Origin of the sequence: Nonomuraea longicatena (genome assembly GCF_039525605.1) — a bacterium.
In the GTDB taxonomy this organism is placed as follows: domain Bacteria; phylum Actinomycetota; class Actinomycetes; order Streptosporangiales; family Streptosporangiaceae; genus Nonomuraea; species Nonomuraea longicatena.
This window is the reverse complement of record NZ_BAAAHQ010000024.1, coordinates 46,173-60,836: the sequence shown is the minus strand read 5'-3', so window position 1 is coordinate 60,836 and position 14,664 is coordinate 46,173. Positions and strand designations below refer to the sequence as shown.

Sequence of the window (14,664 nt, the reverse complement as noted above, 5' to 3'; positions counted from 1 at the left end):
GTCACGGTGGAGCGGGCCCTGTCGAGGAGCGTCATCTTGGAGGAATCCCCCGTTTCGGGGCTGGCCCGGCCTCCGGGGAGACAGAGGGCCTTGGTCAGTTGTGTGTCCGTGCTGCTCCATGAGCAGTGCACCCGCCATAGGCAGCGTTTGAAGGGTGTTGCTCCAACTGATCCCGCTAAATATTGCCTTCAGCTAGCCTGAGAGCGGCACAGTGGCGCGCTCGAAAGGCGGGCATCTCATGTCAGACAAATCTATCGGAGACACCCTTCGAGAGAAGCGCAGACTGCGCGGGTGGACGCAGGAAGAGCTAGCTCATGAAGCCGGGCTGAGCTTGCAGGTCGTAAAAAAGATCGAGCAAGGGGGAACTGCTCGACTTGAAACCCTTCATCAGCTGGCGCGCTCCCTAGGGGTGGTGACACTCACATTTGTAGCGCCCAAGTCGCCCGAACCTCGCGACGATGATCACGATGTAGCGGTTCTATCCGAGATTCGAGCAGCTATCACTCCGCCCATCGGCCTCAGGGGCCTGCCGATGCACGAGACGGTCGACGCGGAAGATCTTGATCTTCCGCGGCTCAACCGTGCGGTGGAGGCAATGGTTCGCGCTTATCATTCCGACCGCTATGACGATCTAGCTGGCATACTGCCCGCACTAGTACATTCAGCGCATCACCACGTTGCAGGGCTTTCGAATCGCTCGCGACACGATGCCCTCAGGACTCGTGCTGCCATCGTGGGTCTGGCGGGGCGATATTTGATCCAGGTACGCGCCCACGACCTCGCGCTCACAGCGCTTCATGCCTCGCTTCGCGATGCCCTGGAGATCGACGACACCCCGCTGGCGGCAGCAGCGATCAGCGGTCAGGCACATGCGATGCTTCGGCAAGGGCGCTTTGCAGAGGTAGAGCGACTGTGCGCCGACACGGCCGACACGCTTGAACCCCGGATTTCGTCAGCTTCTCCGGATCAACTCGCCGCGTGGGGATGGATGCTGCTGCGCGCCAGCGCAGCAGCGGCACGCAACAACCGTCCAGAGGAAGCGCGCGACTATCACCGCGTGGCGGATGCCGCAGCGGCATCCCTCCAGGGCGAGCATCCCACAGTGGATGCGAAGACCTTCGGTCCGCTCACGGTGAAGATGAAGACCGTCGAGAATGCACTGGTGGGTGGCACACCCGCCAAGGCTCTTGAACTGGCTGCGACGCTTCAGCGGACCGTCGGCATCACGAACGAAGAGTGGGGAAGGCATCGTTTGGACGTGGCGCGAGCCCACAGCCTGACGGGGCACCCGGATCAAACCGTCGAGATGCTTATGGACCTACGCCGGCAAACCCCGCAATGGCTCCGATACCAACAAATAGCACGAGATATCTATAGAGATGTCATCAACGCCGGGTCTCGCGCACTCACGGATGATCAGCGCAATCTCGCCGACTTCTTGGGGATTTGCGACTAGGGGCCATGTAGCGTAGTCCCACGACGCGTGGCACAGACAGAAGACTGTGCCACGCGTCTGTTGTTTTCTCCTCCAGGATTTTAGATTTCCTGCGACGACTTCCGGGAGGTGAACAAGGTTGAGGCCGGAGCACAGAAGATCGGAAAGTCTTCACGGTCCCTGGCCGAGCACGCTGGAGGAAATGCAGGCCAGGCACGCTGGCCGTTGGGCCATCTGGCGTGAACTCAATGCCGATGGTAGCCATGGCGATTGGTGTGCGCGCCGAACCGGCACCGAAACGGTTGTCCGAAGTCCGTTCTCGGAGCTGCTTGAGCCTTCGATGGACGACTATGACCGCAGAAATTTCCAGCTCACGTTGGGCGAGACACCCCTGCCGAACGCCTAAAGGTCCCGAGTCACACGCCTGGGACCGGCAATTTTCAGCGGCCCCGGCCGGTGAGGCAAACCACCGGCCGAGGCCTTGATCGCACAGTTGGAGGTGCGACCCGTGACACAGCCTAAGCCCCCGATCATGCCGTGGCGGCACAGATCGATCGATGGGCATTGGTACGACGTAGAACGCACCTGGCTCATCCATCTCGTCCGGTTGGCGCGGGATGTGCACGAACTCGAAAAGCCGGTCTGCATCGACCTGCCATACGGGCGGGAGATGTGCATCCGGCCTCCGAGTCGGAGCATGGCGAACCCCGCACGTGACTGGGCGGTGGAGTCGGGTGGCCGCTGGGGGTTCTCCTGGGCTCTGCAGCGCACGGTGTGGGCCTACACGTCGCAGGCGCCCGCGATCTCGCTGCAGGGAGTCGGGCGGTGACGAGCCGGGCGGGGCCGGCGTCGAGGCTGGCGATGACCCTCACGCTGTCAGGGACCGAGCATTCGGTACGGCTCGCTCGGCAATGTGCGGGGCTCACGCTGCCGGGTGTGGGCTGCCTGCCGAGCGTGGTCGCCGACGCGGAGGCCGTACTCGGCGAGTTGGCCGGCAACGCCATCCGCCACACGGCGTCGGGCGGTCCCCACGGGGAGTTCTCCGTGGAGATCTGGCAGAAGCTGCGCGACGGCCGGGCAGTGGTGTTCGTGGCCGTGCACGATCAGGGCTCGGCCACGTGCCCGCAGGTCCGGCCGGTCTCCGAGACGGCCGAAGGCGGGCGGGGACTGCTGGTGGTCGCCGGTCTCGCGCAGCGCTGGGGGTTCACCCCGAAGGGCACGGGATGCGCGCGCATGGTCTGGGCCGAGCTGGACGCGGGCCACGGTCACGGATGTCCGGCCGGTGACGCGTGACCAGGGGCCGGACGACTGCTCGACCGGCCGTCCGGCGCGAGCTGTCCAGCCGGGCGACTGGGTGGTGGTCGCGAGCATCGAAGACGGCGACACGGCGGCGACGGCGGCCAAGTGGGCCGCGCACCTGGTCGGCATGCACGGCGTGGTCCTGCTGGTCCGTGGCGACTCGTGGGCCCGGGTACGCCTGGACGAAGAGGTGGACCAGCGCAAGGTCTGGCGGTTCTCACTGCTGGATCTGACCCCGTGGGAGCCACCACCCATGTTCGTCCCGCACGCGGAGATCCTCTGCTGCGGCGTGGCGGGCGACCGTGGACGGGTGCTGCACGCCCTCGCGGACCTGCCACGCACGGTCGGACAGTTCCCGACGGTGTGCGGCGTGATCGCCCGCGCCGTATGGCGGGGGCCTCAGCCCATCCGCTGGTCGGCGGCGCTTCCGCGCTCGTGCACGCAGTGCGCGTGGCTGGCACCGCTCGCACGGGCCCGGGGGCCTGACCTCACAGTGTGATCAGACCGTAGACGTCCGGCTCCGTGCTCGTATCGTGAAGCCAGGAGGCGAAGGATGGGCCGGAAGAAGGGCGGCAGGCGGGACAGTTGTCCCAACTGTTACGGGCGCGGCGGTATCAGCAGGACGGTGCGGCGCAGGATTCCGAAGAAGCGGACGGCCGACGGCAAGAAGGGCAGAGTCGTAACCGAGATCTGGTCGATCGACTGCAAGCTCTGCGGCGGCACCGGAAGGGCGGAGTGAGTTCGACCGACAACTTCCACGTGGCGGGCGTCGTCGGCGTCTCGCGCGGCTGGGGCGAGGGTCGCGTTGCGCCACGGTAGCCGAGTGGGCGTAGGAGGAGCCGGGCCGCCAGGCGGCCTGGATACAGGCCAACTCCGTGATCTACCGGTCGTCTTGCCCAGCTCTCCGCTGCGGCGCATATCCTCGACCGTGCCGCCAGGAGCGGTGACTACGCGACCCTCGCCGACCCAGTGGGCGCGGCCAATCCAGCTCGCAGAAGGACGCTAGCCATGCTGCTCACCCATCTGACCGCGCGCGAGCTTCCGGCAGACTGGGCTGCCACCCTGCCTCCTGTTCGCCATCTGGCGGAGCGACGTCTTGAGCTGACGGCCCCGGTCGCCTTCCTCGTCGGGGAGAACGGCTCGGGCAAGTCCACGGTCATGGAGGCGATCGCCGACGTCTCCGGCATCAACTCCGCCGGCGGCAAGGCCGGTACCAAGTATGCGAGCACCGGGCCGATGACCTCGTTGGGGGAGGTTCTGGACGTCGGGCTGACCACTACGGGGTCACGGTTGCTGCATGGCCCTCGGCTCAAGCGGCGCGCGTTCTTCTTCCGTGCCGAAACGCTGTTCAACCTCGGGCAGAACGTGTCCGGAAGGCACGGATTCTGGGAAGAGGACCTGACGGAACAGTCCCATGGCGAGGGGTTCTTCACGGTTCTTGAGCGGATGGTGAACGGGCCCGGGCTCTACTTGATGGACGAACCCGAGGCGGCGCTGTCATTCCTGTCGTGCGTGCGCCTGGTCGGCTTGATGCGACGGGTGGCAGAGCAAGGCGGACAGATCATCTGCGCCACCCATTCACCGATCCTCACCAGTCTGCCGGGCGCACAGATCATCGAACTCAGCGAACGCGGCATGCAAACGACCGCTTGGGAAGACCTCCAACTGGTTGATCATTGGCGACGCTTCCTCTCAAAACCGGACTTCTACCTGCGATACGCGCTGGACGACAGCTGAGGCGCGCGGAGGTGTTCCCCGGAGGCCGGAACCCATGGCGGCGGGTGGGGCCGCCATGGGTCACCGTACAGACTCAGATTCCGGCCGGGTGCCAGACGGTCTTGATCTCCAGGAAGCGGGTCATGCGGGAGAGGCCCTCGGCGTCCGCCCGCAGTACGCGCTTGAGGTTTTCCGCAGCCGCCCGCTCACAGGTGAGCGCCAGGTCGGCGTCGGAGACGCCGCCGAGGTCGAGGCCGTTGACGTCCATGTGCGCGGCCAGCCACGGCGCGATCTCGCCCTGCTGCCCCGTCAGGATGTTGACCACCCCGCCCGGCAGGTCGGAGGTCGCGAGGACCTCCGCGAACGTGATCGAGGGCAGCGGGTTGCGCTCGGAGGCGACCACCACGGCCGTGTTGCCCGTCACGATCACCGGCGCCACCGCCGCCACCAGCCCCAGCAGGGCGTCTTCAGGCGCGACGACCGCGACGACCCCCGTCGGCTCCGGCGTGGACAGGTTGAAGTACGGCCCCGCCACCGGGTTGGCCGCCCCGTGGACCGAGGCGATCTTGTCGGCCCATCCGGCGTACCAGACGAGCTTGTCGACGGCGGCGTCCACCTGCTCGGCGGCGGCCTTCTTCGGCCCGCCCAGTTCCTCGGCGAACTGCGCCCGCCGCCCTTCGAGCATCTCGGCGACCCGGTAGAGGATCTGCCCCCGGTTGTACGGCGTGGCCCCCGACCAGCCGGGGAACGCCTTGCGGGCGGCGACGACGGCGTCACGGGCGTCCTTGCGCGAGGCCCTGGCCGCGTTGGCCACGAACTCGCCCTTGGCCGTGGTCACCTCGTACGACCTTCCACTCTCTGATCGCGGGAACGCCCCGCCGATGAACAGCTTGTAGGTCTTGCGAACGGCCAGCCTACTCATCGCCGCGCCCCCTCCATGTGCTCTCGTGCGACGCCTGCACAGGAGCGAAGATCTGACCGCACCTGCTGACGCCGCAGCGGTGCGCGAACCAGCCGACGCGGATCGGGCGTCCGGCTCTGGCGTAGCCGTGGCCTCTGGTGGTCTGCGCGCGGCGCCGGGCCCGCTTGGCGCGCCGGTGGTCACACCTCAAGGTATGCCTCCAGCCCGTGACGGCCGCCTTCTCGGCCGTAGCCCGACTCCTTGTAGCCGCCGAACGGCGAGGTGGGGTCGAACTTGTTGAAGGTGTTGGCCCACACGACTCCGGCCCGCAGCCGGTCGGCCATCCACAGGATGCGCGAGCCCTTCTCGGTCCAGACTCCGGCGGACAGGCCGTACGGGGTGTTGTTGGCCTTCTCGACGGCCTCGGCCGGGGTACGGAAGGTCAGGACCGACAGCACCGGCCCGAAGATCTCCTCGCGGGCGATCCGGTGTGACTGGGCCACCCCGGTGAAGATCGTGGGCGGGAACCAGAAGCCCTGGGCGGGCAGGTCGCACGGCGGGGACCAGCGCTGCGCGCCCTCGGCCTCGCCGAGGTCGGACAGTTCGCGGATCTTGGCGAGTTGCTCGGCCGAGTTGATGGCGCCGATGTCGGTGTTCTTGTCGAGCGGGTCGCCGAGGCGCAGGGTGGCGAGGCGCCGCTTCAGCGCGCTCAGCAGTTCGTCCTGGACCGACTCCTGCACCAGCAGCCGCGAGCCCGCGCAGCAGACGTGGCCCTGGTTGAAGAAGATGCCGTTGACGACGCCCTCGACGGCCTGGTCGATGGCGGCGTCGTCGAAGACGATGTTGGCGGCCTTGCCGCCGAGTTCCAGCGTGAGCTTCTTGCGGGTGCCCGCTACCGTGCGCGCGATGATGCGGCCGACCTCGGTGGAGCCGGTGAAGGCCACCTTGTCGACATCGGGGTGGGCGACGACGGCGGCGCCGGTCTCACCGGCGCCGGTGACGATGTTGACGACGCCGGGCGGCAGGTCGGCCTGCGCGCAGATCTCCGCGAACAGCAGCGCGGTCAGCGGGGTGGTCTCGGCGGGCTTGAGTACGACGGTGTTGCCGCAGGCCAGCGCAGGTGCGATCTTCCATGCCAGCATGAGCAGCGGGAAGTTCCACGGGATGACCTGGCCGGCGACGCCGAGCGGCCGGGGCGCGGCCCCGAATCCGGCGTACTCCAGCTTGTCGGCCCAGCCCGCGTAGTAGAAGAAGTGGGCGGCGACGAGCGGCACGTCGACGTCGCGCGACTCGCGGATGGGCTTGCCGTTGTCGATCGACTCCAGGACGGCCAGTTCGCGGGCGCGCTCCTGGATGATCCGGGCGATGCGGAAGAGGTATTTGGCGCGTTCTGCGCCGGGCATGGCGCTCCAGACGCCGAACGCCTTGCGCGCGGCCCGGACGGCGCGGTCGACGTCGTCGGAGGTGGCGGTGGAGATCTCGGCGAGGGTCTCCTCGGTGGCCGGGTTGACCGTCTTGAACGGCGTCCCGCCGCCCTCGACGAACTCCCCGCCGATGAACAGCCCGTACGACGGCCTGATGCTGACGACGTCGCGCGACTCCGGCGCGGGTGCATACTCGAACATCGTTAGTCCAGGGTGAAGTAGTCGGGGCCCGCGTAGCGGCCGGTGGCGAGCTTCTCACGCTGCATCAGCAGGTCGTTGAGCAGCGAGGAGGCGCCCAGCCTGAACCAGTCGGGGGTCAGCCAGTCGGCGCCCGCGACCTCGTTGACCAGGACGAGGTTCTTGATGGCGTCCTTGGTGGTGCGGATGCCGCCGGCGGGTTTGACGCCCACCTGGCGGCCGGTGGCGTCGCGGAAGTCGCGGACGGCCTCCAGCATGACCAGGGTCACGGGGAGCGTGGCCGCGGGCGACACCTTGCCGGTGGAGGTCTTGATGAAGTCGGCGCCGGCGATCATGGCCAGCCAGGAGGCCCGCCGTACGTTGTCGTAGGTCGCGAGTTCGCCGGTCTCCAGGATCACCTTCAGGTGGGCGGGGCCGCAGGCGGCCTTGACCGCGACGATCTCCTCGAACACCTTGAGGTAGTCGCCCTCCAGGAAGGCGCCCCGGTCGATCACCATGTCGATCTCGTCGGCGCCCGCCGCCACGGCGAGGCCGGTGTCGCTCACCTTGACCTCCAGTGAGGATCGGCCGCTGGGGAAGGCCGTGGCCACCGAGGCCACCTTGACGCCGGAGCCCTTCACCGCCTGCGCGGCCACCGCGACGAGGTCGGGGTAGACACAGACGGCGGCCACGCGGGGCGCGTCGCCGCCGGGGCGCACGGCCTTGGTGCACATCGCCCGCACCTTGCCGTGCGTGTCGGCGCCCTCCAGCGTGGTGAGGTCGACCATCGAGATGGCCAGGTCGATGGCCTGGGCCTTGGCAGTGGTCTTGATGGAACGGGTGCCGAGCATCGCCGCCCGCTGATCGGCGCCGACCCGGTCGACGCCGGGCAAGCCGTGCAGGAAGGCTCGCAGGGTGGCGCCCGAGGCGGCCACCTCCGCGAGCGAGGTAGTCACAGTTGACACCCCCACAGCATCGCCGACCGGGCACCTTACCTCCAAACCGGACCGCTCAGGCCCGTGTGGCAGGGGCCTTAGGACTCGGCTCGTACGGCTTAGGCCACCGGATCAGCCGGAGATAGGACAACTGCCCGATGTGTCGGCGGGGGCCTTAGCGGCATCGTTAGATGTGCGGACGAAATCCCAGAGGAGAACGAAGATGAACCCGGAACTCACGTTCCAGCTCATGCAGAGCGACGCGAAGGAACTTCGCCAGGCGGCCGCGAGGCATCGCCGGGCGGCGGAGGCCGCGCAGGACAACCGTGCCGAGCGGCGCACCGTGTTCGGCGTGCTGCGCCGGACGAGATGACGACCCCACGAGAGCCCGGCCGCACCCTCCCTCGCGGCCGGGCTACACACCCTCCATAAAACCGTCGAAAGCTACCGAAACGGCATGACATGCTGGATGACATGCTGGGACGTACGGTGAGCCCCGTCTTCGTCGGGCGGGAAACGGAGCTCACCAACCTCGCCGAGGCCTACGACGAGTCCCGACGCGGTGAAACCACCGCCGTACTCCTCGGCGGTGAGGCCGGCGTCGGCAAGACTCGGCTGGTCAGCCGCTTCGTCGAGCAGGCCGCCAGGTCCGGCGCACAGGTGCTCGTCGGCGGCTGTGTCGAGCTGTCCACCGAGGGCCTCGCCTACGCGCCCTTCACCGCCGTCCTCCGGCAACTCGTGAGAGAACGCGGCAGGGACGAGGTCGTCTCCCTGCTGCCCGAGGGCGCCAGCCGCGACCTCGCGCGGCTGCTGCCCGAGTTCGGGGAGCCCACCTTCGACAACGAGACGGAGACCAGCAGAGCGCGGCTGTTCGAGCAGTTCCTGACGCTCCTGGAACGCCTGGCGGAGTCCGGGCCCACCGTCCTCGTCATCGAGGACATCCACTGGGCCGACCGCTCCAGCCGCGACCTGATCGCCTTCCTCAGCCGCAACCTCGGCGCCGCGCAGGTGCTGATCCTGCTCACCTACCGCTCGGACGACCTGCACCGGCAGCATCCCCTCCGCCCCGTGCTCGCCGAGCTGAGCCGGGTCAACGGGGTGGTACGGCTCGACCTGCCCCGCCTGTCCAGGGACGAGGTCGCCCAGCAGATGGCCGGGATCCTCGGCAGCAACCCCGGGTACAGCCGCGTCGAGAAGGTCTACCAGCGCAGCGAGGGCATCCCGCTGTTCGTCGAGGCCCTGCTCGACGACTGCGACGGCGAATTCCCCGACTCGATGCAGGACCTCATCCTCAGCACCGTCGAACGGCTGCCCGAGGAGACCCAGCGGGTGCTGCGCCTGGCCTCCGCCGGCGGCGCCAAGGTCGGCCACACGCTGCTCGCTCGGGTCGGCGGGCTGTCCGACGTCGAACTGGAGAGCGCGCTGCGGCCCGCCATCGCGGGCAACGTCCTCCAGGTCGCCGACAGCCGCTCGTACGTCTTCAGACACGCGCTGATCCGCGAGGCCGTACAGCAGGAGCTGCTGCCGGGCGAGCACCAGCGCCTGCACGCCAGGTACGCCGAGGAGGTCTCCCACGACCGCGATCTCGTGCCGCCCGGCCGGGCCGCCGTCGAGCTGGCCCACCACTGGTACGGCGCGCGCAACGACGAGTACGCGTTGCTGTCGGCCTGGGAGGCCGCGCTCGGCTGCATCAAGGGCTTCGCCTACGCCGAGGCCATCCCCCTGCTCGAACGCGTGCTCATGCTCTGGGACAAGGTCGCCGACGCCGGCGACCGCATCGGCGCCGACCACACCTACGTCCTGGAGAAGGCCGCCCTGGCGGCGGCCAACTGCGCCGAGCCCGACCGGGGGGTGAAGTTCGTCAAGGCGGCGCTCGCCGAGCTGGACGAGGACACCCAGCCGGACCGCGTCGCCAAGCTGCTGGTCCGCTGGGCCGTCTTCAAGATCGCCAAGGCCAAGATGGGGGTCGTCGAGGACTTCCGCCGGGCCCTCGCCCTAGTCCCCGGCCCGACGCACAGCCGCCTTGAGGTCCTCATGCGGCTCAGCCAGCACCTCATGCTGCGCGGCGAGGTCGAGGAGGCCAGCGCGCTCTGCGAGGAAGGGCTGGAACTGGCCAAGGAACTCGGCGACGAGTACTACGAGGGCGAGCTGGAGATGAACATGGCGCTCGGCCACTCGCTCGCCGGCGGGGCCGCCGCCCAGTACGCCACCAACCTGCGCGCCCGCGAGATCGGCGAACGCATCAACTCCGGGCGGCTGATCCTGCGCGCGATCGGCAACAACATCGACTCCCTCAACGAGATGGGCCGCTCGGAGGACGCCCTGGCGCTGTCGGACGAGGGCGAGCAGCTGGCCAAGAAGTACGGCCTGGTCAGGAACACCGGGGGGTTCATCCTGAACAACCGGGCCGAGGCCCTGGAACACCTCGGCCGCTGGGACGAGGCCCTGGAGACCACCCGGCGCAGCCTCGCCCTGGGCCCGACCGTCCGCACGAGGTTCCACCTCCTGCGCGTGCAGGCCGACATCGCGCTCAACAGGGGCGAGATCGAGCACGTCGAGGGCATACTGTCCGAGCTCGGCGTCCTCAGCGAGCGGCCGGAGGACTTCGTCCAGGACATCACCTCAAGCACCCGGTTGCACATCGGCTGGCACCTGGTCAAGGGCGAGCCGCAGGCCGCTCTCGACGTCGCCCACCGGATCCTGTCGGCGCGCGGCCAGTCGAGCAAGCCGACGCTCGGCTGGCGGCTGCTCGCACTCATCGGCTACCTGTGCTGCCAGGCCGAGGCCGAGCATCCCGAGCTGTCTGCCCACGTGCTCCAGCACGCCGACGAGGCGGCCGCGACGCTGCGCATCAGCGGCGCCCCGAGCGAGGCGTACCGGCTGACGTACTCACGCGACTTCGACGCCGCCGCCACCGCCTGGGAGCAGTTGCGGCGGCCCTATCCCCAGGCCAAAGCGCTGCTGTTCGCGGCCCATGAGGCCGCGAAGGCCGACGACCGCGAGGGGGCGACGGCCCGGCTGGAGCTGGCCGCGCCGCTGGCGGCCGCACTGCGCGCCACCCCGCTGCTGGAGGACATCGAGGTACTCTCCCGGCGAATGGGCGGCGGCACGGCGGCCCGCCCGCTGGGCGAACTGCTCACGCCGCGCGAACTGGAGGTGCTACGGCTGGTCGCGACCGGACGCAGCAACCGCGACATCGCCGCCGAGTTGTTCATCTCCGCCAAGACGGTCAGCGTGCACGTGTCGAACATCCTCGCCAAACTGGACGTCAGCAGCCGTGGGGAGGCGACGGCGGCCGCCCACCGCCTGTCCCTGCTGACGCACTGACCCTGCCCAAGGACACGGTGGCGACGGTCTCCCACTCGTACATCCGGCGGTCGCGGCCCAGCACGATCAACTCGGCGGCCTCGACGCGCACGGTCGCGGGCTGCGCCTGAACGCGCCGCAGAGCTTCGGCGATCGGCTCGACCGGTCCCGTGGCGTTGCTGTAGGCGATCGACACGTGGGCGGCGAACCCCTCCTCAGGCTCGGGGACGACGGACCACACCTCCCCGATGGCGCTGCGAACCCCGTCGCGCACGGCGGCCACCGGCTCCTGCGGCCACACCTCCCAGCGGATCGCCTCAGGGGTGATGCTCGGCCGGTCGAGGGCGATGTCGAACGGTGGAACGACGGCAAGGCGACGACGCGCGGCATCGACGACGGCCCGCACGTCCTCCCCGGAGACCTCGTCGGTGAAGCCCATCCCTTGCATGGTCAAGTGCAGCCACCGGTCGGGAATCAGGTCGAGCCCCGGAAACCCGGCCAGCGCCCGCCGGTAGCTCTCGGCGAGGCGGTGAACGGCCGGAGCGTGCCGAAAGGTCAGATGCCAGGTGTAGAACCGGCGCCCCTCGCCCCAGCCCGGCCGCCACCACCAGTGGTCCGCCATCCGCTCGCTCATGATCGCCCTTCGTCGACGCACAACGTATGCGGCAGCGCAGAAAGCCGCCATTCCTCGATCTTCGCCTGGAGGCTGCGGCCGGGGCCGCTGTCGGCCAGCGGGGATCGGGCCAGGCCGAGGGCAAGCTCGCGCGCGCGGCGAGTGACCGTCTCCAGCCGCTTTTCCGGAGGAAGTGCCAGGACTGGACGAAGCGCGTCCAAGGCACCGTCCGGCTGTCCGAGCGCCAGATGCGCGAAGCCCTGCGAGATCTGGACCTGAGCGACGGTGCCGTACGCCTGCGCGTGGCGGTCGGCGAGGGCGGCCTCGGCCTCCCGCAGCGAGGCGGCGACATCGCCGATGCGCGCCAAGACCGCCGCGTTGTAGTTGGCCTGGCGAAAGCCGGTGCACGTGAACAGGCCCCCGATGCCGTCGATTCCCACGATGCTGTCGCGGGCATCGGTTGCGCGATCGAGAGCGGCGCGCGCTTCCTGAGCCGCACCGAGGGTGGACCACGCGTCGGCCTCCTGCAGTGCCAGCAGCACGGGTACGGTGCCCGGGGAACCGTATTCGGCGCCGCGCCGGGCGAAGCCGATCGCGTCGCGGAGTCGCCCGTCCCAGAAGGCGACCTTGCTGCGGGTGGACAGCGCCCAGGCTCGCAGTTCGTTGTGGCCGGCCAGTTCGGCGCACAGCCATGCGGTACGCCCCTGGGTCTCGGCCGCACGCGATTGGCCCAGGTCGGAGCTGATCCAGGCGAGCAGCGTGCACAGGTAGCCGGCAACGGTGTACAAGTCAGTGCTTTGCCGTGGATACTGCCGTCCTTCCAGGAGCCTGAACACCCGGTCGCGTTGCGCACAGACCTGCTTGAAGATCGTCAGCGGGTCGCCGGTCAGGTAACTGCCCGAAAGAGCGCGGACGTCGGCCACAAGTTGCTCAAGTGCGATGTCGCCGACGTTGGAACTCTCTGCCCAGACCACCCATGCGGCCGACTCGTCTGCGGCATGGTGAACGAGTTTCGTGGAGTCGGCGCCGCCTTCCTCGGGCAGCCTCCTGTCGACGACGGGCTGAGCAGTGGGCGGCGGGCCGATGACCGAGCGCGCTTCGCCGTCGGGCAGCTCTCGGAAGTCCGCCAGATCCAGCAGATCCGAAGCCGCGCAGCCGAAGACTTCGGCAAGGATTCCGAGAACACGCGGGGTGGGGCGCCGGCCCCCGGCATGGGGCCATTTCTCCCACTTGGACACCAGAGAGGCGTCAGCCGCGACGGCGTCGCCGGGCCGGGCGGCGGGCGCGTTGATCCGGTCGGCGAGTTGCTCCATGGTCCAGCCGTGGGCGTGTCTCCACGCTTCGCGGGCACGCATCCCCCAGCGAACCCGCATCTCCTCGGCGATCGAGGCGCGGCTGCATCCCAGCGATTCCATTTCTTCGCGCAACGCCACGCGCTGGGCCCGTGAGCCCGGCGCGGAGGATGGAACACCCATCTGCTGCTCCCGCACTGGCCGGTGTCGGCTTCCACCGTAACCCGGAGGCTTCGGACCGTGCCCTGCGTCTGAGGCTCACCTGTCCGAAAACCGGCCGTCCGGTTCGTGTTCCAGCAGCTCAGATCATTTATTCGAGTCCAAGAAACTTGGACACCGGTGTCCATGACACGGGTGGGACCGGCTGCGATCGTTGGCTTACTGCTTCGACCGCCCTTCTCTCCATCAGGAGTCCCAGGTCATGCTCGAAACCTTCCTCCAGGTGCCGGTGCCCGCTCAGCGGGCGAGTGGGCCGGAGACGGCGGGTAGATGCGGTGAGGACGACTGCCCGGCCCCGGCCTCGGCGAGGTCCTATCGGGTGGAGTGGGAGTTCGAGGGCAACAGGTGGCTACTCCGGTTCGGGAGGCTGCCTCGGGTCGTGCGGGTGAGCTGCCGCTGCCAGGTGGTGGAGTACGAACTGCTGGCCATCGGCGGGTTGCAGTGGATCCGCCGCATCGAGCGAACGGGCGACGGTCTCATGGTCCGCGTCAGCCCTCAGGCCACGAACCGCTGGGTGGACGAGCTGTGGAGCTTGATCATGTCCGGAGACGCGAGATGAACGCCCCGCCGAGCTAACGGGAGCGGAGTTGGTCGAGGTAGTTGTAGGCCGTCACGCGCGAGACGTTGAGGCGGCGGGCGACTCGTTCCACGCTGCGTTTGACGAAGAAGGCGCCCTTCTCGTCCAGGTAGCGGAGAACTTCCAGCTTGTCGTCCTTGGTCATCAGCGCCACAGACTTGCCGGTGTTGTCGATGGCCGCCTCGATCAGGTTGTCGAGGACCTCGACGATGTCGCCGGCGAAGATCTCCTCGCGGACCGGCGCCTCCTCTCCCAGCATCCCGTCGATGTGCGCGCGGGCGCCCTGGAGCGGCGTGAGGTCCACGTTGACGCAGAGCGCGGCGATCACCCGGCCGGTCTCGTCGCGGAAGTACACCGACGACGAGCGAAGCTGGCGGCCGTCGCCGGTGCGGCCCCGGTAGCCGAAGGCGTCGTGGTCCTCCTCCTCGGTCCTCAGCATCTCCAGGCCGAGGTTCGTGGACGGTCCCCCGACGCTGCGGCCCGTCACGTGGCCGTGCTCGATCGCCGCGATGGATCGTCGCATGTCGTGCGCGGACAGATCGTGCAGCACCACTTCGCAATGGGGCCCGACCGCGGTGGCGACCGCTTTCATGATCGGGCGCAGGAGAGCCTCCAACTCCGCCATGTCCATCATCCTATTATCCCCCGTACAGAAATTCTGTACAAGGCATTGATTTGTTGTCCGCGCTCTGCTCAGACTTGTGCATGCGAAAACTCGGCGCCTTATCAGCGGTGGCCGTGCTGGCCGTCACCGCCTGCGGCGCGGCAGG

General features: G+C 68.6%; 14 protein-coding genes. 8 read left to right on the top strand and 6 right to left on the bottom strand.

Annotated elements, in window-relative coordinates; all coding sequences use genetic code 11:
• Window positions 1–238: 238 nt before the first annotated feature.
• The 5 genes from ABD120_RS23955 to ABD120_RS23935 all read left to right on the top strand — a co-directional run bounded on the left by ABD120_RS23955 (window position 239) and on the right by ABD120_RS23935 (window position 4,471).
• Complete coding sequence (locus tag ABD120_RS23955) at window positions 239–1,456, top strand: helix-turn-helix domain-containing protein (RefSeq protein ID WP_343952257.1); 1,218 nt, start codon at window positions 239–241, stop codon at window positions 1,454–1,456.
• 676 nt (window positions 1,457–2,132) lie between these two features.
• A complete protein-coding gene (locus ABD120_RS23950; RefSeq protein ID WP_343952256.1) occupies window positions 2,133–2,264 on the top strand; it encodes a hypothetical protein in 132 nt (43 codons plus the stop codon).
• A complete protein-coding gene (locus ABD120_RS23945) occupies window positions 2,261–2,728 on the top strand; it encodes an ATP-binding protein (RefSeq protein ID WP_343952255.1) in 468 nt (155 codons plus the stop codon). The genes ABD120_RS23950 and ABD120_RS23945 overlap by 4 nt, the downstream gene beginning before the upstream one ends.
• The gene (locus ABD120_RS23940; RefSeq protein WP_343952253.1) at window positions 2,718–3,233 is read left to right on the top strand and encodes a hypothetical protein; all 516 of its coding nucleotides are present in this window, start codon (window positions 2,718–2,720) and stop codon (window positions 3,231–3,233) included. Before ABD120_RS23945 ends, ABD120_RS23940 begins: the two co-directional genes overlap by 11 nt.
• Before the next feature lie 509 nt (window positions 3,234–3,742).
• Window positions 3,743–4,471 carry an AAA family ATPase gene (locus tag ABD120_RS23935; protein WP_343952252.1) on the top strand — a complete coding sequence of 243 codons (729 nt, stop codon included), beginning with the start codon at window positions 3,743–3,745 and terminating at the stop codon, window positions 4,469–4,471.
• A 73-nt stretch (window positions 4,472–4,544) separates the two neighbouring features.
• On the opposite strand, the gene ABD120_RS23930 is transcribed toward ABD120_RS23935, so the two are convergent.
• From ABD120_RS23930 to deoC, 3 genes are all read right to left on the bottom strand, one after another.
• Window positions 4,545–5,372 (bottom strand): aldehyde dehydrogenase family protein, encoded by an 828-nt coding sequence (locus tag ABD120_RS23930; protein ID WP_343952250.1) that lies wholly within the window; start codon window positions 5,370–5,372, stop codon window positions 4,545–4,547.
• A 179-nt stretch (window positions 5,373–5,551) separates the two neighbouring features.
• Complete coding sequence (locus tag ABD120_RS23925) at window positions 5,552–6,976, bottom strand: aldehyde dehydrogenase family protein (RefSeq protein ID WP_343952249.1); 1,425 nt, start codon at window positions 6,974–6,976, stop codon at window positions 5,552–5,554.
• A 2-nt stretch (window positions 6,977–6,978) separates the two neighbouring features.
• Window positions 6,979–7,908, bottom strand: a complete 930-nt coding sequence (deoC, locus tag ABD120_RS23920; RefSeq protein ID WP_343952248.1) for a deoxyribose-phosphate aldolase — start codon at window positions 7,906–7,908, stop codon at window positions 6,979–6,981.
• 202 nt (window positions 7,909–8,110) lie between these two features.
• Here deoC and ABD120_RS23915 point away from each other — a divergent pair, with 202 nt between their 5' ends.
• Both ABD120_RS23915 and ABD120_RS23910 read left to right on the top strand, forming a co-directional pair.
• Window positions 8,111–8,260, top strand: a complete 150-nt coding sequence (locus ABD120_RS23915) for a hypothetical protein (protein ID WP_343952247.1) — start codon at window positions 8,111–8,113, stop codon at window positions 8,258–8,260.
• A gap of 101 nt (window positions 8,261–8,361) precedes the next feature.
• The gene (locus ABD120_RS23910; RefSeq protein ID WP_343952246.1) at window positions 8,362–11,214 is read left to right on the top strand and encodes a helix-turn-helix transcriptional regulator; all 2,853 of its coding nucleotides are present in this window, start codon (window positions 8,362–8,364) and stop codon (window positions 11,212–11,214) included.
• Here the strand turns inward: ABD120_RS23910 and ABD120_RS23905 are convergent.
• Both ABD120_RS23905 and ABD120_RS23900 read right to left on the bottom strand, forming a co-directional pair.
• Window positions 11,156–11,827, bottom strand: a complete 672-nt coding sequence (locus ABD120_RS23905) for a 2'-5' RNA ligase family protein (protein WP_343952245.1) — start codon at window positions 11,825–11,827, stop codon at window positions 11,156–11,158. The two genes, ABD120_RS23910 and ABD120_RS23905, sit on opposite strands and share 59 nt — an antisense overlap.
• The gene (locus ABD120_RS23900; protein WP_343952244.1) at window positions 11,824–13,296 is read right to left on the bottom strand and encodes a helix-turn-helix domain-containing protein; all 1,473 of its coding nucleotides are present in this window, start codon (window positions 13,294–13,296) and stop codon (window positions 11,824–11,826) included. Before ABD120_RS23900 ends, ABD120_RS23905 begins: the two co-directional genes overlap by 4 nt.
• A 223-nt stretch (window positions 13,297–13,519) precedes the next feature.
• Between ABD120_RS23900 and ABD120_RS23895 the strand changes: the two genes are divergently transcribed.
• Window positions 13,520–13,876, top strand: coding sequence for a hypothetical protein (locus tag ABD120_RS23895; RefSeq protein ID WP_343952243.1), 357 nt, complete (start codon window positions 13,520–13,522; stop codon window positions 13,874–13,876).
• A gap of 13 nt (window positions 13,877–13,889) precedes the next feature.
• On the opposite strand, the gene ABD120_RS23890 is transcribed toward ABD120_RS23895, so the two are convergent.
• Complete coding sequence (locus tag ABD120_RS23890; protein ID WP_343952242.1) at window positions 13,890–14,519, bottom strand: helix-turn-helix transcriptional regulator; 630 nt, start codon at window positions 14,517–14,519, stop codon at window positions 13,890–13,892.
• Window positions 14,520–14,664 lie beyond the last annotated feature (145 nt).